The sequence below is a fragment of the Methylophilus sp. Leaf416 genome, assembly GCF_001424665.1.
In the GTDB taxonomy this organism is placed as follows: Bacteria; Pseudomonadota; Gammaproteobacteria; order Burkholderiales; family Methylophilaceae; genus Methylophilus.
In genome coordinates this window covers 772685-796754 of the sequence record NZ_LMQS01000001.1, presented here as the reverse complement: position 1 = coordinate 796754, position 24070 = coordinate 772685, and the positions used below count along the sequence as shown (strand labels likewise).

The 24070-nt window shown below is 49.1% G+C and carries 21 protein-coding genes; 15 read left to right on the top strand and 6 right to left on the bottom strand.

The features are described from left to right. The first annotated feature begins 8 nt into the window (after positions 1–8). Positions 9–329, top strand: a complete 321-nt coding sequence (locus ASG34_RS03840) for a DUF1905 domain-containing protein (RefSeq protein WP_055826661.1) — start codon at positions 9–11, stop codon at positions 327–329. Here the strand turns inward: ASG34_RS03840 and ASG34_RS03835 are convergent. Next, entirely contained in the window at positions 326–2632 is a 2307-nt protein-coding gene (locus ASG34_RS03835; protein WP_200934426.1) for a putative bifunctional diguanylate cyclase/phosphodiesterase, read from the bottom strand. The two genes, ASG34_RS03840 and ASG34_RS03835, sit on opposite strands and share 4 nt — an antisense overlap. Positions 2633–2678: 46 nt before the next feature. After that, on the bottom strand, positions 2679–3569 hold the full coding sequence (locus tag ASG34_RS03830) for a DUF808 domain-containing protein (RefSeq protein ID WP_055826658.1): 891 nt from the start codon (positions 3567–3569) through the stop codon (positions 2679–2681). A gap of 62 nt (positions 3570–3631) precedes the next feature. Here ASG34_RS03830 and ASG34_RS03825 point away from each other — a divergent pair, with 62 nt between their 5' ends. From ASG34_RS03825 to ASG34_RS03805, 5 genes are all read left to right on the top strand, one after another. After that, complete coding sequence (locus ASG34_RS03825; RefSeq protein ID WP_235559654.1) at positions 3632–4066, top strand: DUF2946 domain-containing protein; 435 nt, start codon at positions 3632–3634, stop codon at positions 4064–4066. Between the two features lie 66 nt (positions 4067–4132). After that, positions 4133–4381, top strand: coding sequence for a helix-turn-helix domain-containing protein (locus ASG34_RS03820; RefSeq protein WP_055826655.1), 249 nt, complete (start codon positions 4133–4135; stop codon positions 4379–4381). A 71-nt stretch (positions 4382–4452) separates the two neighbouring features. After that, positions 4453–6519, top strand: a complete 2067-nt coding sequence (locus ASG34_RS03815; protein WP_055826652.1) for a TonB-dependent receptor family protein — start codon at positions 4453–4455, stop codon at positions 6517–6519. 54 nt (positions 6520–6573) lie between these two features. Continuing rightward, a complete protein-coding gene (locus ASG34_RS03810; RefSeq protein WP_055826649.1) occupies positions 6574–7941 on the top strand; it encodes a PepSY-associated TM helix domain-containing protein in 1368 nt (455 codons plus the stop codon). Continuing rightward, positions 7938–8411 (top strand): copper chaperone PCu(A)C, encoded by a 474-nt coding sequence (locus tag ASG34_RS03805; protein ID WP_055826645.1) that lies wholly within the window; start codon positions 7938–7940, stop codon positions 8409–8411. The genes ASG34_RS03810 and ASG34_RS03805 overlap by 4 nt, the downstream gene beginning before the upstream one ends. A gap of 86 nt (positions 8412–8497) precedes the next feature. On the opposite strand, the gene ASG34_RS03800 is transcribed toward ASG34_RS03805, so the two are convergent. Together ASG34_RS03800 and ASG34_RS03795 are read right to left on the bottom strand one after the other, a co-directional pair. Further along, the gene (locus ASG34_RS03800) at positions 8498–9778 is read right to left on the bottom strand and encodes an HD-GYP domain-containing protein (protein WP_055826641.1); all 1281 of its coding nucleotides are present in this window, start codon (positions 9776–9778) and stop codon (positions 8498–8500) included. Then, on the bottom strand, positions 9771–12716 hold the full coding sequence (locus ASG34_RS03795; protein ID WP_055826638.1) for an EAL domain-containing protein: 2946 nt from the start codon (positions 12714–12716) through the stop codon (positions 9771–9773). Before ASG34_RS03795 ends, ASG34_RS03800 begins: the two co-directional genes overlap by 8 nt. 138 nt (positions 12717–12854) lie before the next feature. On the opposite strand from ASG34_RS03795, the gene ASG34_RS03790 reads away from it, so the two are divergent. The 5 genes from ASG34_RS03790 to ASG34_RS03770 all read left to right on the top strand — a co-directional run bounded on the left by ASG34_RS03790 (position 12855) and on the right by ASG34_RS03770 (position 18249). Then, positions 12855–14045: a sialidase family protein gene (locus ASG34_RS03790; RefSeq protein WP_235559653.1), complete on the top strand. Its 1191-nt coding sequence runs from the start codon at positions 12855–12857 to the stop codon at positions 14043–14045. A gap of 130 nt (positions 14046–14175) precedes the next feature. Next, positions 14176–16758 (top strand): ATP-dependent chaperone ClpB, encoded by a 2583-nt coding sequence (clpB, locus tag ASG34_RS03785; protein WP_055827363.1) that lies wholly within the window; start codon positions 14176–14178, stop codon positions 16756–16758. A gap of 85 nt (positions 16759–16843) precedes the next feature. After that, entirely contained in the window at positions 16844–17374 is a 531-nt protein-coding gene (locus ASG34_RS03780) for a hypothetical protein (RefSeq protein WP_229007848.1), read from the top strand. 98 nt (positions 17375–17472) lie between these two features. Then, on the top strand, positions 17473–17892 hold the full coding sequence (locus ASG34_RS03775; RefSeq protein WP_055826634.1) for a secondary thiamine-phosphate synthase enzyme YjbQ: 420 nt from the start codon (positions 17473–17475) through the stop codon (positions 17890–17892). A gap of 57 nt (positions 17893–17949) precedes the next feature. Continuing rightward, a complete protein-coding gene (locus ASG34_RS03770) occupies positions 17950–18249 on the top strand; it encodes a hypothetical protein (RefSeq protein WP_055826632.1) in 300 nt (99 codons plus the stop codon). 275 nt (positions 18250–18524) lie between these two features. On the opposite strand, the gene ASG34_RS03765 is transcribed toward ASG34_RS03770, so the two are convergent. Continuing rightward, on the bottom strand, positions 18525–19838 hold the full coding sequence (locus ASG34_RS03765; protein WP_235559652.1) for a murein hydrolase activator EnvC family protein: 1314 nt from the start codon (positions 19836–19838) through the stop codon (positions 18525–18527). 89 nt (positions 19839–19927) lie between these two features. Next, complete coding sequence (gene gpmI, locus ASG34_RS03760) at positions 19928–21478, bottom strand: 2,3-bisphosphoglycerate-independent phosphoglycerate mutase (protein ID WP_055826627.1); 1551 nt, start codon at positions 21476–21478, stop codon at positions 19928–19930. Positions 21479–21667: 189 nt separating this feature from the next. Here gpmI and ASG34_RS03755 point away from each other — a divergent pair, with 189 nt between their 5' ends. From ASG34_RS03755 to ASG34_RS03740, 4 genes are all read left to right on the top strand, one after another. Beyond that, the gene (locus tag ASG34_RS03755; RefSeq protein WP_235559651.1) at positions 21668–22024 is read left to right on the top strand and encodes a rhodanese-like domain-containing protein; all 357 of its coding nucleotides are present in this window, start codon (positions 21668–21670) and stop codon (positions 22022–22024) included. Positions 22025–22074: 50 nt separating this feature from the next. Beyond that, positions 22075–22332, top strand: coding sequence for a glutaredoxin 3 (gene grxC / locus ASG34_RS03750; protein WP_055826622.1), 258 nt, complete (start codon positions 22075–22077; stop codon positions 22330–22332). A gap of 105 nt (positions 22333–22437) precedes the next feature. Then, on the top strand, positions 22438–22914 hold the full coding sequence (gene secB, locus ASG34_RS03745; RefSeq protein WP_055826615.1) for a protein-export chaperone SecB: 477 nt from the start codon (positions 22438–22440) through the stop codon (positions 22912–22914). 69 nt (positions 22915–22983) lie between these two features. Further along, positions 22984–23976, top strand: a complete 993-nt coding sequence (locus ASG34_RS03740; protein ID WP_055826612.1) for an NAD(P)H-dependent glycerol-3-phosphate dehydrogenase — start codon at positions 22984–22986, stop codon at positions 23974–23976. Positions 23977–24070 lie beyond the last annotated feature (94 nt).

Below are 24070 nucleotides of genomic sequence, written 5' to 3'. Positions count from 1 at the left end.
GCGTGTGTATGGAAGGGTTGAACTACACTTTTACTGATGTCATCAAAGTCTGGCAGGGCAGCAAAAGCATTTGGCATTACATCAGTTTGCCTGAACAGATGTCTGATGAAATACACACTCTAAGCCAATATCATCAAACCAAGCGTAGAGGTTGGGGCGCAGTCAAAGTCGAAGTCACTGTGCAGGATCAACAATGGCAAACCTCCATTTTTCCGGTATTTGAAGGTGGCCGTTATGCACTGTTTTTAAAAGCGGATGTTCGTAAAAAGCTGGGTGTGACTGTTGGCAGTGAAATCACCGTCACGTTGAAATTGACGTTTAAGCATTAAGCCGGCTGTTGATCTGTCCTGTCAGATTTCAGGAGTGCCTGAATATCTTGAATGGGCATAGGCTTTCCAAGTAAAAAACCTTGAATACAATCGCAGCCGATCTTCCCTAAAAAGTCGAGTTGCGCCTGGGTTTCTATTCCTTCTACTACGACTGAAATCCCTAAAATGCCTGCCGTTTTAACGATGGTGCTGACAATTTCACTATCCGAACTGCTATCCGGTACATCAACCATAAAAGCACGGTCAATCTTGAGTTCGTCAATTGGCAGGTGTTTCAGTTTAAACAGCGAAGAATTACCCACGCCAAAATCGTCCAGTGACACACGCACGCCCATCGCTTTTAGCTGATTGAGCATTTCGAGTGCCTGTTCTTCATGCTCAAATACTGCGCTTTCGGTGATCTCCAGCGTGATACGTCCAGGGGCAATGGCATATTGTTTTAAGTGCTGTGCCACTCGGGAAGGCAAGTGATGGTCGCGAAATTGGCGCGGGGAGATATTGATGGATAGCCCTGGCGCTTGATCATGTGCATATGTAAGTAAAGATAAATGGCGGATGGCCTCAGCGATGACCCATTCACCAATCGGCAGGATAAGCCCGGACTGTTCGGCATATGGAATAAATTCGATCGGCGAGATAATCTCGCCTTTGCTGTTTTTCCAACGGATAAGTGCTTCTATATTGGCGACTTGAGGTTGCTTTTGTTTATTTAGTTTGAATATCGGCTGGAAAACCAGAAAGAACTCCTGCTTTTTAATCGCTTTGCGCAATTGCACATCCAGCTTAAACCGGTTTTGTGCCTGCTTGGTTTGTTCTTTGCAATAAAACAAAAATGACTGTTCAGTAGAGCATTTGGCATGGGCCAACGCTGTATTCGCACTACGTGCCAGCTGGTCTGCATTCTCTGCATCGCGCGGGTAGACGCTGATACCAATGCAGGCATCAAGTATCAATTCATGATCTTCAATCATCACAGGTTTATGGACGATTTTGCATAGATTATTGGCCAGCCTTAACAACTCGGCGTCTGATTTATGCTGGGTGATAATCAAGGCAAATTTATCGCCATGCACACGGCCTAACTCGCCACTTTCATTCGCAATGTATTGCAAACGTTGGGATATCTCAATCAAGAATAGATCGCCTGCGCGATGGCCAAAGCTGTCGTTAATGCTTTGAAAATGCCTTAAATCAATCATCATTAATGACACCATCCCGCTCTCGCTGGCGGCATTAATAATATTATGTTCAAGCAGGCTCAACATAGTGATGCGGTTAGGTAACTGTGTCAGCGCGTCCAGCCGCGACAGTTGCTGATATTCCAGTTCTTTTTCAGCCAGCTTTTTCTCGGCGCGTAACAGCCGCTCGCTTTCATTTAACAATATGCTTTGCCTGAGCGCGGAAAAAATAAGGATAGAAACAACTGAGCCGATGGCAATGTGATAAGCATATGGGTGTGGGCCACTTTGCCACCAGATCTGTATCAATGTGCAAATGCTGAAGATAAAAGCGATCACCGGAATCCAGCCGCGTAGCCGCCTGCATTGACGATGATAGCTTGTTTTTTTGGCGATGCGTACCTGCCAGCCATAGAGGCCGCTGCCTATCAGTAAATCAGCCACTGAGAAGCCGTAATTAATATACAGGCTGGTTTGCGGGAGGTGATTTAGCGCATTCAAATTCCATTGCATCCAGCATATTCCTAACAGTGCCAGCCCTGCGCTAAGCAATAGCCAGGGCAGCATACATACCGGTCTCAGGTAGGGAATTAACAGCAACGAAACCATGGATGCACTGAGCATGCTGGCGGGGTAGGCGGTGAGTACGGCAAGTTGAAACAGGCTGATTCCTGCGGATTTTGGTAAGTAAGAAATCAGCACATAGCCCAGAATGGCGATGCTGAATGCCGTTGCATCTACAGTAAATGCCCAGGCTTTTGAGTGGGAGAGCTGAGTGCGTAACGCGATGATGAAGCCGACGATAATACAGGGGCCCATCAACGGGTAAAAGATATCGGACTGGGCAGGGAATTGCGATTGCTGCGAGAGGACTTCAAAGATCCACATTAAGCCACCCGTAAAGTAGAACAGGGTGCCAATCACAAACCAGCCTTTGCAGGGGCGATGGGTAGTATTCGCGCGCAGATATCCCAGCATGGCCAATATCAGGCAGGCTGCATTGGTGGTGAACCAGTGAATATTATCCAGCCACAGTGACATTTCTGGGGTGGCATGAATGGTTGCTAGCAGGCAGATAATGGTTATGGATAAAGCAACACCAATAACTTTACGAGAAAGTGTCATGCAGCCCCCCTTGTTAAGTCAATTCTAACAAGGGCTTAGAAAAAAACTAGTCTTTATTGATAAATAACTTCACGCTGCTAATCAGCACAAAACATAATGCGCCAGTGAGTATGCCAACGCCTGCATTGACGAGTAAAGACCAGGGTAGCGCAAGTTCAGTCAAACCGTGTAGTTGAGGGATACCATGCGCGATAATGCCACCACCCACCAGGAACATGGCGGCGGTTCCCAGCACACTTAACAAACGCATCAGGTAAGGCACTATGCGCACCATGCCCCAGCCAAGTTTACGTATCGATTGCGAGGTAACATTTTGTCCCTGGCGCTGCATTAACCACAAGCCGATATCATCCATTTTGACGATAAACGCCACCAGGCCGTAAACACCAATTGTCATCAGGACGGCAATGATCGAAAGCACCACAATGCGCTGGGTCAATGCGGCTTCAGCCACCACTCCCAAAGAGATTACGATAATCTCGGCCGACAAAATAAAGTCAGTGCGCACCGCACCTTTAATTTTTTCTTTTTCCAGCGCAACCAAATCAGTGTCAGGGTTTTGCAAAGGTACATGCACTTTTTCGTGTGTGTCGCCTTTTTTTTCATGCAATTTATGCCAGATTTTTTCAAAGCCTTCGTAACATAAAAATGCACCACCCAGCATCAGTAACGGAGTAATCAGCAACGGAATGAAAGCGCTGATCAGCAGGGCCGCAGGTACCAGTACTAGTTTATTCAGGAAAGACCCGCGCGCTACCGCCCACACCACCGGCAATTCGCGTTTTGCCGCTATTCCGGTCACTTGTTGTGCATTCAATGCCAGGTCATCGCCTAATACGCCAGCCGTTTTTTTGGCGGCTACTTGGCTCATGACGGAAACGTCATCCAGCATGGTGGTGATGTCGTCTAATAAGGCAAGCAGGCTTGGGGTGGCCATGAAAATATCCTGAAACAATGAAAGAGTTGTTTATTCTAAAGGATTGCCGTTAGAATGACGCCATGGTGACGGTCAAATTTCAAAAATGGATGGCGCGCATGGCATTGATGGCAATCATGCTGGCTTCGCTTATCCCGACTTTGAGCCTGGCTTTCCCCATGCAAAACGGTGGCACGTTTATGCAACAAATCTGTTCTACCCAGGGCAGTAAACTGTTGGTGCAGGTGATTACCACGCAAGGCAAGCAATTATCCACGCTGATAGACTTTAAGCCTTCGCAAAAGCCAGTGTCACTGAGCCACCATCTTAATCATTGCCCGTTTTGCCATATGGCGCTGGATGAAATAACCTTGCCTGCGCCTAACCCAGCTTACATTCTGTTTCAGCAAGCTCAGGCTGAGATCGCCCTTAGCGAATATCAGCCACCTGTTGTTTCCAGTTTTTACCCTACTGCGCATCCCTCACGCGCACCGCCACTGACTCCACACTCAATCTAAGCCCGTCCACATGGTGGCCGGATTCTGAGTAATGCCTGCTTCGCAGGCATGGATGGAGTCATCTCAATGATCGTTATCAACCTACAGGCAATGATTTTTGCCAAACAGGTGGAGTGGAAACGCCACATCACCCTTAAAGAAATCGCCGAATCCACGGCTATCAGCCGCATGACCTTGCATCGCATGGTCAAAAATCCTGCTTACAACGCTTGTACCGAGCACCTGGACAAGCTGTGTGCGTATTTCACTTGCGATATTTCGGCATTGATCAGCTGGCAGCCCGACTCGGCCGCCAGGCAAGTATTTGCTGCCTGAATAACTCACTCTGCTGATTAAGAGTTAGTAAGCAGAGTGAATGCCTATTAAAAATAAAGAAAGAATTCGCAATGAAATATACCAACATCGGGCTGGCGATTTTGTCAGCTTTACCTTATCTCGCACATGCTGAGCATGAGGGAACACAACATCTGGATACCGTGCATGTGGTTTCAGAAAAACAGAAAACATCACTAACGCAGCCGGACATTGAGGCGGCCAAAAAAGAGCTGGCGAAAACAGCAGGCGGTACCACCTTAGTGGATATGGTGACCGTACGTGAAGGGCGCACCAGTAATATGCAGGATACGCTGGGCATGGCGACCGGCGTGCTCGCACAGTCACGTTTTGGCGCTGAAGAAACACGGTTATCGATTCGCGGCTCCGGCCTGCAGCGCACATTTCACGGGCGTGGTTTGAAATTAATGCAAGATGGTATCGCCATTAACCTGGCTGACGGCGGCTTTGACTTTCCTGCCATCGACCCGATGTCGACGGATTATATTGAAGTATATCGTGGCGCCAATGCCCTGCAATATGGTTCAAGCAATCTGGGCGGCAGCATCAATTTTATTTCTCGCACCGGCTACACGGCGTCTCCGCTGGAAATACGCACTGAAGGCGGTAGTTATGGCTATGCCCGCCTGGGCATCAGCACCGGCGGTGTCAAAGATGACGTAGATTATTTCGTCACTGCCAGTAAATATCACACTGATAGCTTCCGTGATAATGCGCAGCAAAGTGCTGATCGCCTGACCGGTAATGTGGGCATCAAAATAAATGAGCAGGTTGAAACCCGCTTTTACTTTGGTTACGTCAACAACGATTCGCAGCTTTCCAGTAGCCTGACCAAATCGCAATTGAAAGATGACCCCAGGCAGGCAACTGTGACTCCTGGGCAAGGCATTAATCAACGGGATATTAACGTGAGCAGACTGGCGAATAAAACAACCATTCTGTTTGACCAGAGCAAACTGGAACTAGGCGCTTTTTATTCGCATAAAAGTTTATATCACCCGATAGGCAATTTTGGCGATACTACCGGCGTGATTGACCAGTCATCCAACGATGTGGGCCTGACGGCAAGATGGTCGCACATGGGAGAGTTGTTCGGACTTAAAAATGAGTTTATTGCCGGACTTTCTCCGACTCGAGGACGTACGGATGCAAAAAACTTCGTGAATGTGAATGCCAAGCGTGGTGCGTTACTGAATAATTTTGACCAGAAAGCTTCCAACTTTGAAGCCTATCTCGAAGACAGGTTAAGCCTGGACGAACAATGGACAGTGATTGCCGGTGTGCAATATGCCAAATCCAAACGCGATTCACAGGATCAGCTGATCACCGCCAGCGGTAACCAGAGCGTTGATAAAACTTATAGCCAGACCAGCCCGAAACTGGGTGTGCTATATCAATTGCAACCGCAAGTACAACTATTTGCCAATGCATCGCGCAGTTTTGAGCCGCCAAGTTTTGGTGAGTTAAATAGCCTGGTCGTCAGCAGCTTAAATGCACAGAAAGGCACTACGTTTGAAATTGGCTCACGTGGTAATAGTGAGTTTATTGATTGGGATATCGCGCTTTATCAAGCGCGCTTGCAGGATGAGCTGCTTCAGGTGGGGGCCGTAGGTTCACCTTTCGCTAACCAGACCATCAATGCCGGGAAAACCATCCATCGTGGCCTGGAGTTTGGACTGACGGCGAGACTTCCTTACAGCCTGCAATGGCGTTCCAGTCTGTTAATCAATGATTTCAAGCTCGATGGTGATCCAACATTCGGTAATAACCGCCTGCCCGGGATTCAACGGTCTTTGTTGCGGGCCGAGCTGTTGTACCGGGGCAGCGACTTTCTCGAAAACTTCTATATCGGCCCAACCATCGAGTGGTCACCACAACGCTACAATGTTGACTTTGCTGAGACGCTATATGCAGATAGCTATTTCCTGTGGGGAGTCAAAGCCGGACAGAAAATCAATCAGCATTGGTCATGGTTTGTGGAGGGACGTAACCTAGCTGACCAGAAATATGCTGCGACGACTGGTGTCATCGCCGATGCAAGACGCGCCTTTACAAGTCCAGCCCAATTTTTTCCTGGCGATGGCCGCACCGCTTACCTTGGTGTGACTTGGACTTACTAATAAATAGCCCGGGTAAATAATGCCGGGCTTAATAAATAACAATCGGTGCTACAGATGCAATCAGTCAATACAAAGCTGATCCCCCCAGCAAAAGCCAGTTCTGCACTCTATGCACGTGTGTGGCGCTGGCATTTTTTTGCCGGATTATTATGCTTACCAATCTTGCTTAACCTCGCGATCACCGGAAGTCTATATCTTTTTAAAAATGAGATTAATGATTGGATTTATCACAATGAGCGCTTCGTTGCGCCTTCCTCGCAAGCGGCGATCTCCCTGCAGCGACTGACGCAACAGGTGTTACTCGAGTATCCCGGCGAAGTGAAACTGGTACAAACGCCAGCAACCATTGATCGCAGCATGGGCATACTCATCAAACAGCCACATGGTGAAACCGTGCAGGTGCTGGTGAATCCTTTTACCGGTCAAATCCTGGGTGCACACGCCGAGAGCCAGCAATGGGAGCTGATCGTCAAAAAGCTGCACTCTCTGACCTTAGTCGGCACTTGGGCAAACTGGCTGGTGGAGGTTGTGGCGGGCTGGACGATGGTGCTGGTCATCACCGGCCTGTATCTTTGGTGGCCGCGTGGTAAAAGTGCGAACATTATGCGTGTGCGTGAAACGCCTGACAAGCGGGTGTGGTGGCGCGATGTGCATGCGCTCACTGGCTTGATCGGCGGTGGCATTATTCTGTTCCTTGCTTTGACGGGGATGCCATGGTCTGCGTTCTGGGGGCAACAGCTGGGGAAAATCAGCACTGCCTATGGCTGGGGTTTCCCCACCTATCTCTGGGCTGCGGTTCCGCAATCCAATATACCACTCGAGTCACAAGGCGATGTGCCGTGGACGCTGGAGAAAACCACTTTGCCGACTTCAAGTGATGACCCATCGAATGGCGCTATTGTATCTATCGGGTTGGATGCTGCGCGGCATGTGTTTGAGTCCGCCAGCTTGAAACCGGGGTATTCGATTCGCCTCCCCATGGGGCCTGGCGGCGTATATACCGCCTTGCAGTTTCCCGCCGATGCGATGCAGGAGAGGGTGATTCATATTGACCAGTACTCAGGAAAGACACTCATCGATACCGGTTATGCAGAATATGGACCTGTCGCCAAAGTGACTGAATGGGGAACCTCTGTGCACCAAGGCAAGCAATATGGCTTGATCAGCCAGTTGATCATGCTGGCAGGCTGTATTGCCTTGTTGCTGCTAACCATTTCCTCAGTAACGATGTGGTGGAAGCGCCGCCCGGCCGGCAAACGCGTGGCAGCACCACCCAAGCGGCAAGATGGAAAAATAACGCGTAATGTCGCCATCATTACCATGGCGCTGGGTGTTATATTTCCGTTGCTTGGTGTTTCCATATTATGTGCACTCATTTTCGACACCCTCTGGCAGTTTGTGATTACAAAGGAGCAGCAATGAAGTCTTATGTAAAAAAAATAGTGGTGGCTATCAGCATGTCCTGTTTCACCATCGCAGCCCATGCAGAACTGAAGGTAGCGAATGCATGGGTAAAACCGACTGTGACGGGGCAGCCAGTGGGCGCTGCCTATATGCAATTAACCTCTGATAAAAATGTTGAGATTGTAGCGTTATCCTCACCAGTTGCAGGTAAAACTGAGCTGCATTCAATGTCGATGACGGGCAATATCATGAGGATGAAAAGAGTCGACCGTTTACAGCTCAAAGCCGGAAAGCTGGTGGAGTTAAAGCCAGGCGGGTTTCATATTATGCTGATGGAATTGAAACACCAGATCAAAGAAGGTGAAACAGTGCCTATCAGTTTAGTGACGCAGGATGAAGCCGGAAACAAGGCTACCGTATCAATCAAAGCCATTGCAACTGCGCCTCCAGAATCTGACTCAGATTCTCATATGCATATGCATCATTGATTGCTGTAACCAAGAGGCTGACTTGGTCAGAGGACAGCCTGATTAATAATGCCTCTTGTATTCACAGGAGGCATTTTCAACGTTAACTAAGCGCTGATGACTTTGTCCAGGAAGTAGCTGGTGCGCTGTTTCTGGCGCATCATTTTTTGCAGGATAGTAGGTAACTGCTCAGGTTTAAGGCATTGGATAATATTTAGATCCAACACTTCACGCAAGTCGATAATTTCACCATCTTCGTCATTGTCATCCGTGATCATCTGAATAAACGGGCGCAAAGGTTGTTGTGGATTGGTCGATAATACGGTCGCCAGTTTCTGGTCAGAAAGTCTGATCACGCTGCCTGGAGGATAAATGCCAAGGCACTTGATAAAGCGGCGCAGAATCGTCTGGTCAAACTGGTGGCGCTGCTGGGCAAACATCACGCTTAAGGCTTCATATGGGGTTTTGGCCAACGCCGGATTTGAAGGGTTGCACAGGTTATCGTACATATTTGTAATAATCAGGATATGCGATAACGGATCAATATCATCGCAATGCAGGCCTTTCGGATAACCACTGCCATCGGCAAACTCATGATGCTGGCCTATGATGGAGAGTATTTTCCTGGGGACTGAAACCTCTTTAAGCATATTCAGGCCCAGCATTACGTGGGTTTGGTAAATGGCGGTTTCGCGCACACTTAACGGGTCTTTTTTCAATAAAATCTTGTCGCTGATCTGCCTTTTGCCAATATCGTGCAAAATGGCGGCCATGCCTAGAATAACGGCGTCATCATCCGAAATATCCAGGTTTTTTGCCAACAGCATTGAAAGCACCAGGATATTCAGCTCATGCTGGTAATGCTGGTCGCCAATACGATGGCCATTCATGGCATGGATGGCCACGTCACCCTCAGTCAGTGTGCTGGTTACCAGGTCTTGCACCACGGTTGATGCCAGGCCAAAAGCTTTGTCTGGATGCTCAACAGACATTTTCTGTATGTTCCACACATCGGAGCTGGCCTTAAGGAATTTTTGCTCGCTTTCTGTAATCGCGTGCTTGAGTGCCAATTGTTTTTTTTGTGCAGTGCTTAATTCAGGGCTGTCGTCTATCACTTCCAGTCTTGGTAAAAACGCCTTCTTCAAAGGAAATTCAACCACATTGTTGTGGCTGCCAGACCTTAAAGGTGTGCTGGAACTGCGTCTCGGGTCGTAACGCAATTGCGTGAGCCCCAAAGATTTAATGGTTTCAATCTGGGATTCTTCAGTGACTTTGAAGTTGCTGATGGAGAATGGGTGGTCCATCCATCCCAAATCCAGATGGATGTAGAGTCCGATCTGGAGTTGTTCTATGTCGATGTAAAAAGTATCGGAGGCGTGATTAGGCATGGCGTTTTATTTTTCTTTGATTATTTAACACTAATAACTGCAAAAAGTCGTCCGAATTGACCGGGTAGGCATACAAATAGCCTTGCGCCGTCTGGCAACCCAAACGCTGTAAAAATTTTTCCTGTTCTTCTGTTTCTACTCCTTCAGCAACGACAGTGAATCCCAACTGGGTCGCCATCGCATAAATGGCACTGGTAATAGCCGCATCATCTTTGTCATCTGGCAAATCTTTGACAAAGCTGCGGTCTATTTTAATCTGGTCTAATGGCAAACGTTTTAAGTGCGACAGCGATGAATAGCCGGTGCCAAAATCATCAATCGCAATGCTGATACCCAGTTTCTTTAACTGGTTGAAGGTATCTACCACATGCTGCGTATGTTGCATCAGCGTGCTTTCGGTGATTTCAAGCTCTATGATGGCCGGGTCACAATCACTTTCCATCAGGATGCCGTATACAGTATCGGCAAACTTGCTCTTCATGATTTGCACGGCGGACACATTGATCGCAATTTTTTTGAATTCGGGATGCAGTTTGTGCCACGCATGCGCCTGGCGCACAGATTCACGCAATGCCCATTCACCTATGCTTAAGATCAAGCCGGTTTCTTCCGCCAGCGGAATAAATTTCATGGGTGGAATCAAGCCCTGGGTCGGGTGCTGCCAGCGTATCAACGCTTCTGCCCCGATAATCATGCCGGTAGTCAGGTCAATTTGCGCCTGGTAGAACATTTTGAGCTGTTTTCTGGATAGCGCCTGGCGCAACTCTGTTTCCAGCTGGAAATGCTCCACCGCATTACGACTCAACGCAGCGTCGTAGAATGCCACGTGGTTTTTACCATTGTTTTTGACCTGGTACATCGCGAGGTCAGCGGCCTTGATCAGGCCTTCAACATCCTTGGCGTCATGAGGATACATGGAAATACCAATACTGGCGCCGATAAATATTTCATGATGATCAATCATGAACTGGCGTTTCAGCGTATCCAGGATATCCTGTGCTTTTTGCGCAGCATCTGCCTTGTTGTGCAGGTTTTCCAGCAACACAATAAATTCATCACCACCCAGTCGGCCGACAATGTCAGATTCTCGCAAAGAGGCCTGGATACGCTCGGTCACGCCCAGCAGCAGCTGGTCGCCTGTGTAATGACCCAGGCTGTCATTAATATTCTTGAACCTGTCCAGGTCAATAAACAATACCGCTGCCTGCTGCTCATTGCGGTTAGCCCGCTGAATGGCATGTGTAAACAGATGATTAATCAATCTGCGGTTAGGCAGGCCTGTTAATGGGTCGTGGTTGACCAGCGAATTGAGTTGCACTTGTGAGCGCTTCATTTCGGTGATGTCCGCAAACACACCCACATAATTGGTAATCACGTTGGCATGGTTGCGCACTGCGGTAATCGTCATCCATTCGGTATAGCTTTCACCACTCTTACGTACGGTCTCAATCTCGCCTGACCATTTGCCATGACGTTTGAGTGCGCCAAACAGGCCACGCGGGCGTTGGCGGAAGATTTGCGGTTTGGTCCCCAGTACTTCAGCTTCATCAAAGCCAGTGATCAGGGTGTAGCCTTCATTAATCCCTACCAGCTCCCCGGCGGGATTCACAATCATGATGCCCTCGGTGGTACTGTCGAAGGCAATCTTGGCCAGTTTCAGACTTTTGCCGGTTTGCTCGCGGTCAATGGCCACGCTCAAGGTACGACCAATCGCCATCAAAGAGCCTAATTCTTGCGAGCTGGTGCTCTCGGCATCGAAACAACGCTCAATCACCATTGATCCCCACCACTCATGATCTATCATCAGCGGCACAATCACCAGGTTGACGGTGTCATGCGATTTGAGCAGGAAACGCTCATCTTCCGGCAAGGTATGCGCATCGCACATGACGGGCTGCCCTTTGGAGAGCAACTCATGCCAGCGCTTCAGTTCAGGGGAGTGGAATGAAATTTTCTCCCAATGCTCGTAAGTCGAATGGAAGCCGTTGGTCGCCCAGTGGAATAAAGCTTTGGAACGTGTTTCGGTTTTTTTGCGTGCAGTCGTTGTTGTGTGATGTTGCAGCAAAATCGCACGGCTAAAGCGGAAAGACAGGCAGCATTGCTGCAACACATTTTCCGCAACGGTTTGCCAGCGTTCTGCCGAATGCAGCATCCAGTCGCAAGAAATTAACGTATCCAGCACCGCGCTTCGATTGACTAATTGGCTTTCAATAAACTTTTGCTCGCTGACATCACGCGCCACGCTAATCAGGTGGCTGGGCTGTTCATCCTGGTCGTAATAAGCGGTTTTATTCACTTCCAGCGTTTTGTAACCACCTTGCGGCAAATGCACCAGTTCTTCATTGTGGTAAGGCTGGCGCGTTTGCCATACAGTCTGGTCAGACTTCTCGTGGTGTTCAAAACTGTTCCGGAATACCGGATGCAAGTTATCCGCAATTTGCAGATTATTCCGGAATTCGTAATCGTTATTGTCGATCTGAAAGGTGTTCAACATACGCTGATTGGCCATCATCCAGCGATTGTCATGGTCTTTGATGCAGATCAGGTCAGGGCTCATTTCAATCAATGAATGCACAATGGATTGCATGTGCACTAATTGCTGGGCTAATGTATTTTCTTGTTCTTCCAGCATCAAGCCAATTGCACGCCGGCCATTCTGGGCATAAAACAGGCGGCATTTAAACTCGCGGTTTAAACCATTCAAGCGGGTTTGCACTATAAGTTCGGTTTTATTCTCGCGTATGGCTTTTATCAATGCCTGTTGCATCTCTTTGGGCAAGCTGCCTATGCTTTCTCCCAGCAACGTTTTTGCAATCTCGTTGGCAGCCGAGCACTGTGCCCGGTGGTTGATTGCCAGCATGGGCATATCCGGCATGGCGGCCGCCAAAGGCTGTAGCCACGCTGTGCTATGATGATCAAAGGTTGCTTGCATAGTCATAAATTAATTGCTATTCGACATGTCGTCGTTATTCATCCAGTTATTTGGGTTAACGGCTTTTGACCCCCTTAACTTTAGCAGCTTTGTTATTTGTAAAGAATTATTTTTTTTAATATATTTTAGTAAGGAAATCTAGCGGTGAGATGGCTGGTGAACGGATTGATGGTGGTCCTGGGTTTTGGTTATTTTAGCCAGGTGAATGCGCATGACAGCCATGCTGATCATTCTGCATCCGGACTGGCGATCAGCCTGACAACAGACAGTGATGGCAGAGTGTGGCAGGCACGTACAAGCAAGGGTCAAGTGTGGGTTTCTTCCAGTGAGGACGCCGGGCAACATTTCAGTCCAGAAGTGGCAGTGAACACTAAGCCAATGAAAGTGTCTGCCAGTGCGGAGGCGAGGCCTAAGATTGCGATTGCCAGTAATGGCAATATCTACCTCAGTTGGACTGAGTCACTTAGAAAAGCCTATGCTGGCTATGTCTGGTTTGCTCGCTCCACCGATGGTGGTAAGCACTTTGATGACCCATATATTGTGCATCAAGACAGGGCAGAGATCACGCATGCGTTTGAGGCCTTGCAGGTAGCTGCTGACGGCACCATTACCGTTGCATGGGTTGATAAGCGAGACCTGGTGGCGGCAAAGGCTGCCGGAAAAACCTATAACGGCGCCGGGATTTATTACGCTATATCCACCGACCAGGGCAAAAGCTTTATGCCGGAGCAAAAGCTCGCGGATAGTAGTTGCGAATGTTGCCGGATTGCCATGACCAGTAAACCTGATAGCACAGTGGCTGTACTGTGGCGGCATGTGTTCGAAGGTAGCGAGCGCGACCATGCCATGGCGGAAATAAATAAGGCAGGCGCTGGCAAGCCGGCTATCGTGCGTGCCAGCTATGGCCGCTGGAAGATTGATGGATGCCCGCATCACGGTGCCTCCCTTGCAGTGGGTGAAGGTTTTGGTTACCACCTGGCGTATTTTGATGGTGCCGGTAACAAGCCGGGATTGCGCCTGGTGCGTATGGATGGGCAAGCGTGGGTGATGACACCGCCGAGACCCATTGGAGACCCAAAAAAGAACGCCGGGCATCCGGCACTGCTGAGCGTGGGAGACAAAGTCTGGCTGGCATGGCAGGAACGCAACAATGAAGGCATGGATATGATGACGATGACTTCACTGGATGGCGGTAAAACCTGGGGTTTGCCGACCTTGGCTATTCACAGTGCGGGCAAACTTGATTATCCGCAATGGCTGAATGTTCGCGGCCAGTCAATGCTGGCGGTGAACAGTGCTGAAAAAGGGCTGATTTTAATGCCATATCCGCAATAGAAATGTAATACCCAAGCCTGTAAAACTGACCCGAATTTGATCTGGCTCTATTGAAAACACAAAAACCCGCCTCATTATAGGGTTATCCCGTCGCAGTATGCGGCATGACTTTTGTGTGAAAGGGTTTAACGTGCGTTTTGATAAGCTCACTACCAAATTCCAGCAGGCACTTGCCGATGCGCAAAGCATGGCAGTCGGCGCCGACCAACCAACGATAGAAGCACCACATTTATTACTGGCGATGCTGAACCAGGACGATAGCAGCGTGGCCGCTTTGCTCTCACGGGCAGGCGCGCAAGTGAATGCCTTGAAAACCAGCCTCCAACAGGCTGTAGATGCCTTGCCTAAGGTCAGTGAAAACAGTGGTGAAGTCACTATTTCACGAGACCTGAATAACCTGCTCAATGTCACCGACAAACTCGCCCAGAAAAGTGGCGACAGCTACATTGCCAGCGAAATGTTCCTGCTGGCCTTGACTGATGACAAGGGCGAAACCGGTAGATTGCTGAAACAGCATGGCTTGAATAAGGCCACGCTGGAACAAGCCATTAAAGCCGTGCGTGGCAATGACACCGTAAATAGCCAGGAGGCTGAAGGACAGCGCGAAGCGTTGAAGAAATTTACGCTGGACCTAACCGAGCGCGCCCGTGCCGGTAAGCTGGATCCGGTGATTGGCCGTGACGATGAGATACGCCGTGCCATTCAGGTATTGCAACGCCGCACCAAAAATAACCCGGTATTGATCGGTGAGCCAGGGGTCGGTAAAACTGCCATTGTCGAAGGGCTGGCGCAGCGTATCGTTAATGGCGAAGTGCCTGATTCACTCAAGAACAAAAAAGTCCTCAGCCTGGATATGGCAGCATTGCTGGCCGGTGCCAAATACCGAGGTGAGTTTGAAGAGCGCCTGAAAGCAGTGTTGAAAGAGCTGGCTCAGGATGAGGGTCAGACCATTGTGTTTATCGATGAAATTCATACCATGGTTGGCGCCGGTAAATCAGAAGGTGCCATGGATGCCGGCAATATGCTGAAACCTGCCCTGGCACGCGGTGAACTGCACTGTGTCGGAGCGACTACCTTAGATGAGTATCGTAAATATATTGAAAAAGACGCTGCGCTGGAGCGCCGCTTCCAGAAGGTGCTGGTCGATGAGCCTACAGTGGAAGCAACCATTGCGATTCTGCGTGGTTTGCAGGAAAGGTATGAACTGCACCATGGGGTGGAAATCACTGACCCAGCGATTGTCGCCGCCGCAGAATTATCCAATCGCTACATCACAGACCGCTTTTTGCCGGATAAAGCCATCGACCTGATTGACGAGGCTGCGTCCCGTATCAAGATGGAAATTGACTCCAAACCGGAGGTGATGGACAAACTTGACCGTCGTTTGATCCAGCTCAAAATTGAGCGCGAAGCTGTGCGGCGCGAGAAAGATGAAGCCAGCCAGAAACGTTTCACCTTGATTGAAGACGAAATAGACCGGCTTGAAAAAGAGTATGCCGACCTGGAAGAAATCTGGAAGGCTGAGAAAGCCGCAGTCCAAGGCTCTGCAGGCGTCAAGGAAGCGATTGAAAAGGTCAAGCTGGATATGGAAGCAGCTACCCGCAAGGGTGACTGGCAGCGTGTGTCTGAGTTGCAATACGGAAAATTGCCCCAGCTCGAAGCACAGTTAAAACATGATGACACGGCTGATGTGCAGCACCAGGTCAAACATAAAATGCTGCGTACTGAAGTCGGTGCCGACGAAATCGCCGAAGTAGTCAGCCGCGCAACCGGCATTCCAGTCAGCAAAATGATGACCGGTGAGCGCGAAAAACTGCTGGGTATGGAAAACAAACTGCATGAACGTGTGGTCGGCCAGGATGAGGCTGTACGCTTGGTATCGGATGCGATTCGCCGTTCGCGCAGTGGTTTAAGCGACCCTAATCGTCCTTATGGCAGCTTCCTGTTCCTGGGGCCTACTGGTGTTGGTAAAACCGAGCTTTGCAAAGCATTGGCTGGTTTTTTGTTTGACAGTGAAGAGCACCTGATCCGCATAGATATGAGTGAATTTATGGAAAAACACTCGGTCTCGCGCCTGATCGGTGCGCCTCCCGGCTATGTCGGATATGAGGAGGGCGGCACCCTGACCGAGGCTGTGCGTCGTAAGCCTTATTCAGTGATTTTGCTGGATGAAGTGGAGAAAGCACACCCGGATGTATTCAATGTGTTGCTACAGGTACTGGATGATGGCCGCCTGACGGATGGTCAGGGGCGCACGGTGGATTTTAAAAATACCGTGATTATCATGACCTCAAACCTCGGAAGCCAGATGATACAAAGTATGGCTGATCAGGATTACCAGGTGGTCAAACTGGCAGTGATGGGTGAGGTGAAAACGCATTTCCGTCCGGAGTTTATCAACCGTATCGATGAAGTCATTGTCTTCCATTCACTGGGCGAAGCGCATGTGAAATCCATTGCAAACATTCAGTTGCAGTTGCTGGCAAAACGTGTGGCTGCCATGGATATGCATCTGGAAGTAACGGATGCAGCGCTGGCGGAAATCGCCAATGCCGGGTTTGACCCGGTGTATGGGGCGCGGCCATTGAAACGGGCGATTCAGGGCGAAATAGAAAATCCGCTGGCAAAAGAAATTCTGGCCGGGCAATTTGCAGCCAAGGATACAATCAAAGTGGACTTTTCTGCAGGAAAAATGCAGTTCAGTAAAGCTTAATCGCATACTGCAAGCGAACCATCGCCATTACTTAGGGTCACAATGATTGTGGCCCTATTCTTTTAATATAGGGATAAAAACTGAAATGATGATGAATCACTTAAAACTCTTGCGTTTAATCTCTGCCATTTTTGTACTCGGCGGCCTGGCAGGTTGCGCCACGCAACCGCAGCAGCCAGTGCAGATTGAGAGAATCTCGCCAGAACAACTGGCAGCATTGGTGCCACCTGCACAATCAACTTTGAGTCTAGAGGAGATTGCCAGCATGAGCAAAAAAGGCAAGCCAGATGCTGAAATTATTGAGGCGATAAAACAGTCCCAATCCCGTTATTCACTGACTGCATCTGAAGTGCTTAGCTGGCATCAAAAAGGAATTTCAAAAGGCGTGCTCGACTATATGCAGCAGGCCAATGCCTTGGCGCAACAAAATGCCATTGCCGATGAAATCAACAAGCGTGAAAAAGCGCGTGTGGAAGCAGAGACTCGACTTAAGCGAGAACGTGATTCTGCCAGACTGCGTAGCATGGACCCATGGTTTTACGGTCCCGGTTATTATGGCGGCCCTTGGGGATACAGACCTTACTGGGGCGGTGGTATGGGTTGGCGCTATTGGTAAGTAAAGAACAGATGGGAAGCCGCTGTAGTACTGATTGCAGAGATGGGTCGCTTAGTCTTGAGCCAGTATAATTAAGTTTTTTGATAGCGGAAACCGGCATGAAACAGCTTCATGAAACACTTTCAATTAATGCACAAGGTAGACGTTTGTACGACATTACGCCGCAAGTGGTGCAATGGATAAAGCAGTCAGGGATACAAAGCGGCTTACTGACTTTATATATTCAGCATACTTCCGCCAGTTTGCTGGTCAATGAAAATTATGACAGTGATGTATTGGTAGATCTGGAAGCATTTTTTAACCGAATCGCGCCGGATGGTGACGATTTGTTTATACACAGAGTGGAAGGGCCAGATGATATGCCTGCCCATGTGAGAACCGCATTAACGCAAACCAGTTTGTCTATTCCTGTGATTGACGGCGGAGTGGCACTAGGGCAATGGCAGGGAATTTTCCTGTTTGAACATAGACATCAGCCAGCCCGCAGGCGGGTGTTGATGCATGTGATTGGCGAATAGCCAGTCGTTTTTTGCAGTACCTATAATTTTATAATGAAGTAATAAAAGGAGAAACTTATGAGATGGAATACTTACTTGCTGACATTTATTTTGGCGTTGGGCCTGGTGGCGTGTGGAAAAGAAGAAGCCCCCGCACCTGAAACAGCAGCCCCCGCAGCAGAGGCAACCCCGGCCGCTGCGGCTGATACACCTGCCCCAGCAAAGTCTAGCGGCGGCGGTGGCTATGAGCCTGCAGAAAATGAACGCGTGCCTGGTATTACCATTTCTAAGGAAGAGTTGGAAAAGCAGTCAGAAGCTGCGCTTGCTAATACACCACAGCCAGAAATTCCTGCTGATGAAGCACCTAAAGCAGAATAACCTTGTTGAGCCTGGCAACTCCCTATGAGTTGCTAGTTGATGAATAGATATACCATTCGAAGTCTGTTGCACAGTGTTTCATCTGATGTGTAAAGGCTTCGATGTTCTTCCCAAAGTCTTAAACTTCTATTTTTAGACTTCTTTTTAGTGCGGGACTGTTAGCCCTAAGCACTTCACCACCCATCAATATTATTTCCAATAGCTTATTCAAAGAATGCGGGTTGTGAGAATGAAATTCGCACCCAGTTTAGCCAAACCAAGTCTAGCCTTGTGCGTTAACGGACGCTGCTCCATTGCAGCGGATCAAACGGAATGCTGTTGCGGCGCAATTCGTAATACACGCCATTCTCGGCATTGCCACCACTGTTACCGACCGCAGCAATCGTATCTCCACTTTTGACCGCCTGGCCTGAAGATTTATACAGCGCTTCATTATTGCCATACAGGCTCATATAGCCATTGCCGTGGTCAATGACAATCAGGTTACCAAACCCGCGCATCCAGTCGGCAAACACCACTTGCCCGCCGGCGACAGATTTAACCTCGCTGCCTTCTTTGGCGCGTATAAACAGTCCCTTCCAGTTGACACCGGTATCTGCACGTGCGCTGCCGAATCGATTGATCACTTCGCCGCGTGCAGGCAAGCGTAACCGGCCACGCAATTGAGCAAAATTTTCTTTAGACGCGTTGTATTCAGGCAAGGTCTCATTTTTTGCAACTACAGTATTGCTCTGAGATTCCGATTCACTATCATCGCCTTTCTGCGCATCTACCTTGGCTTGTGAAGAGTGTTCAAACGTGCGGCCACTAGCTTTCTTCTTGCGTGCAAGTTCGGCTGAGCGTTTGGCAGCTGCTTCCTTTTCACGTTTGGCGCGGACGATTGCTTCCTGCTCACGTTTTTTTGCTTCTGCCGCCAGTCGCTGGAATAGCCTGGATAACGCTTCCTCATCTTTTTTCAGGCGCACCAGTTGCTGCTCCTGAGTTTCGATCTGTTTGGAAAGCTGGGTCAGTGCCTCGGCACGCTTTGATTTTTCATTCACCAGTTTATGCGTGGTTTCGGTATATTGATTCGCCAGCCGGTCAGTTTCATGCAGCTGTTCAGTGGTAGCGGCGCGCACGCGTTCAATAGCGTCACGGTTATCCTGCAGGGATTGTATTTGCTGCTGGTGTGCAGCTGTCAAGTAACCGAGATATTTCAGATTACGTGTGGTATTGGCCGGGTCTTGTTGCTGTAACAGCATCTGCAACGGACTATTATTGCCATGACGATATTGCTGATTTAGCTGCTGACTAAGCAACTCGCGTTGCTGGTTCACTTGCCTTTGTAGCAAAGACATTTGTTTTTGCAGGTCTTGCAACTTGCCACGATTTTCCTGCTGCGCATCCTGGATTTCGCGTAGCTTTTTACGTGAAGCACTGATGGCGGTCTCAGAGGCTTTTAAAGCTTCATTGGCATCCTGTTTCGCCAGTTGCGAAGCTTTGATGGCATTGGCCAGTTGCTGGATTTTTTCTTTGACCTGTTCCAGATCACCTTTGGCTGCCTCAGCCTTGTCATTGTTCGCAGCCACAGCCATGATCGGCGCGGCCATGAACAGGGCAAGGAGGGCCGATGCTGAAAACAATCTGCGCAAAAGGGGGCGAACTAACAGGATATCAGGCATGCACCAACAAAGTTTGCTTAGGCTGCTTCATTCAATGTAACCAGGCTTTCACCAGTCATTTCTGCCGGTTTTGGCAAACCCATTAATTTCAGTAACGTCGGTGCAATATCAGACAGCGCGCCACTTTCATTTACTTTCCCCGAGCGGCCAATGTAAATGAACGGCACGAGATTAGTGGTATGTTGGGTATGCGCTTGGGCACTGTCGTGATCAAACATGCTTTCGGCATTGCCGTGGTCGGCAGTGATGATGACTTCGGCCCCGCTTTTTTGTGCTGCTGCGACGACTCTGCCCACGCATGTATCCAGCGTTTCAACGGCTTTAATCGCCGCTTGCAGGTTGCCGGTATGGCCGACCATATCACCATTGGCATAATTGCAAATCACCGCCTGGTACTGCCTGGACTCAATAGCAGCCACCAGTTTGTCGGTGAGCTCAGGGGCGCTCATTTCCGGTTGCAAATCGTAAGTGGCCACCTTGGGGGAGGGCACCAGAATGCGGTCTTCACCCGTAAATACGGTTTCTTCGCCACCGTTAAAAAAGAAGGTCACATGCGGATATTTTTCGGTTTCGGCAATCCGTAATTGTTTGAGGCCGAGGTTGGCTACATATTCGCCAAATGTGTTCGGCACAGTGAAAGGTGCAAAAATAGGTTGCGCCAAACGCTGGTTTTTATCATATTGCGTAAGTGTCAAATAGTGGCTAAATGCAGGCACACGGCTACGCGCAAAGCCATCAAAGTCTGGTTTCAGCAACGCATCAGTGAGTTGGCGCGCGCGGTCACTCCTGAAATTCATGAACACTAGCGCATCGCCATCTTCCATGCGCACAGGCGCATCATCAGCGTTTCTGATAGCCGTACATTTAACAAACTCGTCACTTTCATCGCGCGCATAAGCCTGTTGCAAGGCAGTCAGGCTGTCCGGCGCGACATACTCTGCTACACCATTCACCAGTAATTCATAAGCGACTGAAACGCGTTCCCAGCGCTTGTCTCTATCCATGCCATAAAAACGGCCACCTACTGTGGCAACCTTGCCCACGCCTTGCAGTTTCAGCTCTTTTTCCAGCGCTTCAAGGTTGGGTTGAGCACTTTTAGGCGGGGTATCTCGACCGTCGAGGAATGCATGGATGTAAACCTTGTTCAGGCCTTGCTGTTTAGCCATTTCGATTAATGCATGGATATGCGGCTGGTAGCTATGGACCCCGCCATCGGACAGCAATCCCAGGATATGCAGAGCTTTGTCGTTAGCTTTGACGGTTTGCATGGTGTTGACCAGTGTTGGCAGTTTATAAAACTCGCCACTGCTGATGCTATTGTTTATGCGCTCAAAGTCTTGAAAAACGATACGTCCTGCCCCAATATTCAGGTGGCCTACTTCAGAGTTACCCATTTGCCCTGCGGGCAGGCCAACGTAATGTTCAGAGGCGTTAATCAGCCCATGGGGATAATGAGCCTTGAGTTGATCCAGATTAGGTGTGTTGGCTTGCAGTACTGCATTGTGCTCCGGGATTTCGCTATGACCGAAGCCATCCAGAATCAGTAAAATAACAGGTTTAATTGACATGGCTTACCGTTTAAATGTGGTGACTGAAAGTCGGATTCAAGAATTACTCTATTATAATCGCAACCGCTGGCGGCGCATACCTAACAACGGTGATGCGGGCGACAGGTTCGACAACAAGCTTAGGTAAAAGATCAAGTGGAATTCTTTAAAGAAAATGTACTATTAATCGGGCTGGCAATTGGCTCAGGCGTGGCTCTACTATTTCCACTGTTAAACCGCTCTGCAGCGGGTAGCACATTGCTAACAGTCACTGAAGCGGTGATGCTGATGAGCCGCAAGCAGGTTTTGGTTCTGGATGTGCGCGAGCCTGATGAATTCAAGCAAGGGCACTTGCAAGGCGCGCGCAATATCCCGTTGTCGCAATTGGCAACCCGCGTAGCAGAGCTGGAGAAGTTCAAGGACAAACCGGTATTGCTGGTCTGCGAGCGGGGCAACCGTACTCGCGCAGCGGTGAAAGTACTCCGGGAAAAGCAGTTTTCGGCATTGCATCAGTTAAAAGGCGGTATGCAGGCCTGGATTGAAGCCAAGATGCCTCTGGGAAAATAACAGCTGAGTAATCTTTGAACAATCATTAAAGTGAAGTTGGAAAGGGAATCATGGCAAAAGTAATGATGTATACCTCGGCAGTCTGCCCTTATTGCATCAATGCCGAACGTTTGCTGCGCAACAAGGGTGTGACCGAGATTGAAAAAATCCGTATAGATCTACAACCTGAACTGCGCGCAGAAATGATGGAGAAAACCGGTCGCCGCACCGTGCCGCAAATCTACATTGATGAGCGACATGTAGGTGGTTTTGATGATTTGCATGCACTGGATGTACGCGGTGAGTTGGATCCATTGCTGGCGGCCTGATGTCGGGATTGAAATCCAGATCAAAACCTTCACAAAAAACACATAGTCAGGCCGTGGATGACCAGTTAGAATAGCGGCTTTGCGTAGATATTATAAGGACGATTCATGGCTCAGGAACCACAAAACCAAGCAGAACAAAACGCAGGTCCAGTTTTCAGTATTGAAAAACTGTACGTGCACGATGCATCCATCGAAGTGCCAAATGCACCAGCAATTTTCACCGAGCGTACTACCCCGCAAATCAACGTAGAGTTGGGCAATGCGGTTGAGCAAGTACAGGATGGCATTTTCAATGTGTCTATCAAGGTGACGGTGACTGCTAAAATTGAAGACAAAACTGCATTCCTGGTAGAAGTTAACCAATCCGGCATTTTCGCGATCCGTAATGTTCCGCAAGAAAATCTTGAACCTATCCTGTCAGTAGCTTGCCCTAACATCCTGTTCCCATACGCGCGCGAAGCAATTTCCGATATGGTGACACGTGCCGGTTTCATGCCAGTATTGCTGAACCCTATCAATTTTGAAGCGTTGTACCTGCAACAGCAACAGCAGGCTGCCCAAGCCGCTGGCGCGCCTAATTAATTTTTAAGACTATTTTATTTAAGCAAAAAAATAGGTCAGTGATGGCCTGTTTTTTCTGGATAAATGTAAATGAGTAAAGTCGCAGTTTTGGGTGCAGGTGCCTGGGGTACCGCGCTTGCCATGCATATCGCATTACGGCATGAAGTGGTGCTGTGGGCGCGTAATAGTGGTCACGTTTCCGGTATGCGTAAAGCGCGCGCCAACCCCCTCTACCTGGGTGAATTCCCTTTCCCTGAAAAACTGACCGTTGAAGATGACCTCGCAACAGCCGTTGCTAAATCAGATTTGATTTTATCTGTGGTGCCGACTGCGGGTTTCCGTCCGATTTTGCAACAGCTGAAAGCGTTGGGAATAAGCCAGCCTTTGATCTGGGCCAATAAGGGCTTGGAGCCACAAACTGCAAAACTGCCTTTTGAAGTGGCACAGGAAGAACTGGGCAGTGGTTACCCTTGGGGCGTATTAAGCGGCCCCAGTTTTGCCGCTGAACTGGTACGTGGCTTGCCAACCGCGATTACGCTCGCGGCCAACCATACAGAACTTGCCCAAGAAGCCGCGCAGTTAATCCATGGAAGCTGTCTGCGTGTATACAACAGCACTGATGTCATTGGTGCCTCAGTGGGTGGTGCAGTGAAAAACGTGATGGCAATTGCCGCCGGCATCTCAGATGGTATGGGTTTTGGTAATAATGCACGCGCAGCCATGATTACCCGTGGCCTTGCTGAAATTACCCGCTTTGGCATGGCTTTAGGTGCTAAAGCTGATACCTTTATGGGTCTGGCCGGGGCAGGTGACCTGATCCTGACGTGTACCGGCCAATATTCCCGCAACCGTGAAGTAGGATTGCAACTGGCTTCAGGGAAATCACTGGAAAGCATTCTGGCCGGTCTCGGACATGTCGCTGAGGGTGTGAATACAGCACGGGAAGTAATGCGGCGCGCTGAGGTTATTCATGTCGAGATGCCAATTACTTTTGAAGTGAATCAGTTGCTGACTAATCAAAAAACCGCGCAAGACGCCGTCAGTGCTCTATTAGGCCGTGGTCAACGCCAGGAATCTGCCTGATTCATTTGCCAGTCATTCCAGTCCAGTTTCTAGAATTTGTTTATTTTTAATGAATTCATCTAAGTGCTTCACAGGCACTTAGATCCTGTTTAAA

Excerpts from the sequence above, each read along its gene's own strand:
- ASG34_RS03840 (WP_055826661.1), top strand. The coding sequence starts at position 9 with ATGGAAGGGTTGAACTACACTTTTACTGATGTCATCAAAGTCTGGCAG.
- ASG34_RS03835 (WP_200934426.1), bottom strand. The coding sequence starts at position 2,632 with ATGACACTTTCTCGTAAAGTTATTGGTGTTGCTTTATCCATAACCATT.
- ASG34_RS03830 (WP_055826658.1), bottom strand. The coding sequence starts at position 3,569 with ATGGCCACCCCAAGCCTGCTTGCCTTATTAGACGACATCACCACCATG.
- ASG34_RS03825 (WP_235559654.1), top strand. The coding sequence starts at position 3,632 with ATGGTGACGGTCAAATTTCAAAAATGGATGGCGCGCATGGCATTGATG.
- ASG34_RS03820 (WP_055826655.1), top strand. The coding sequence starts at position 4,133 with ATGATCGTTATCAACCTACAGGCAATGATTTTTGCCAAACAGGTGGAG.
- ASG34_RS03815 (WP_055826652.1), top strand. The coding sequence starts at position 4,453 with ATGAAATATACCAACATCGGGCTGGCGATTTTGTCAGCTTTACCTTAT.
- ASG34_RS03810 (WP_055826649.1), top strand. The coding sequence starts at position 6,574 with ATGCAATCAGTCAATACAAAGCTGATCCCCCCAGCAAAAGCCAGTTCT.
- ASG34_RS03805 (WP_055826645.1), top strand. The coding sequence starts at position 7,938 with ATGAAGTCTTATGTAAAAAAAATAGTGGTGGCTATCAGCATGTCCTGT.
- ASG34_RS03800 (WP_055826641.1), bottom strand. The coding sequence starts at position 9,778 with ATGCCTAATCACGCCTCCGATACTTTTTACATCGACATAGAACAACTC.
- ASG34_RS03795 (WP_055826638.1), bottom strand. The coding sequence starts at position 12,716 with ATGACTATGCAAGCAACCTTTGATCATCATAGCACAGCGTGGCTACAG.
- ASG34_RS03780 (WP_229007848.1), top strand. The coding sequence starts at position 16,844 with ATGATGATGAATCACTTAAAACTCTTGCGTTTAATCTCTGCCATTTTT.
- ASG34_RS03775 (WP_055826634.1), top strand. The coding sequence starts at position 17,473 with ATGAAACAGCTTCATGAAACACTTTCAATTAATGCACAAGGTAGACGT.
- ASG34_RS03770 (WP_055826632.1), top strand. The coding sequence starts at position 17,950 with ATGAGATGGAATACTTACTTGCTGACATTTATTTTGGCGTTGGGCCTG.
- ASG34_RS03765 (WP_235559652.1), bottom strand. The coding sequence starts at position 19,838 with ATGGCCGCGCCGATCATGGCTGTGGCTGCGAACAATGACAAGGCTGAG.
- gpmI (WP_055826627.1), bottom strand. The coding sequence starts at position 21,478 with ATGTCAATTAAACCTGTTATTTTACTGATTCTGGATGGCTTCGGTCAT.
- grxC (WP_055826622.1), top strand. The coding sequence starts at position 22,075 with ATGGCAAAAGTAATGATGTATACCTCGGCAGTCTGCCCTTATTGCATC.
- secB (WP_055826615.1), top strand. The coding sequence starts at position 22,438 with ATGGCTCAGGAACCACAAAACCAAGCAGAACAAAACGCAGGTCCAGTT.
- ASG34_RS03740 (WP_055826612.1), top strand. The coding sequence starts at position 22,984 with ATGAGTAAAGTCGCAGTTTTGGGTGCAGGTGCCTGGGGTACCGCGCTT.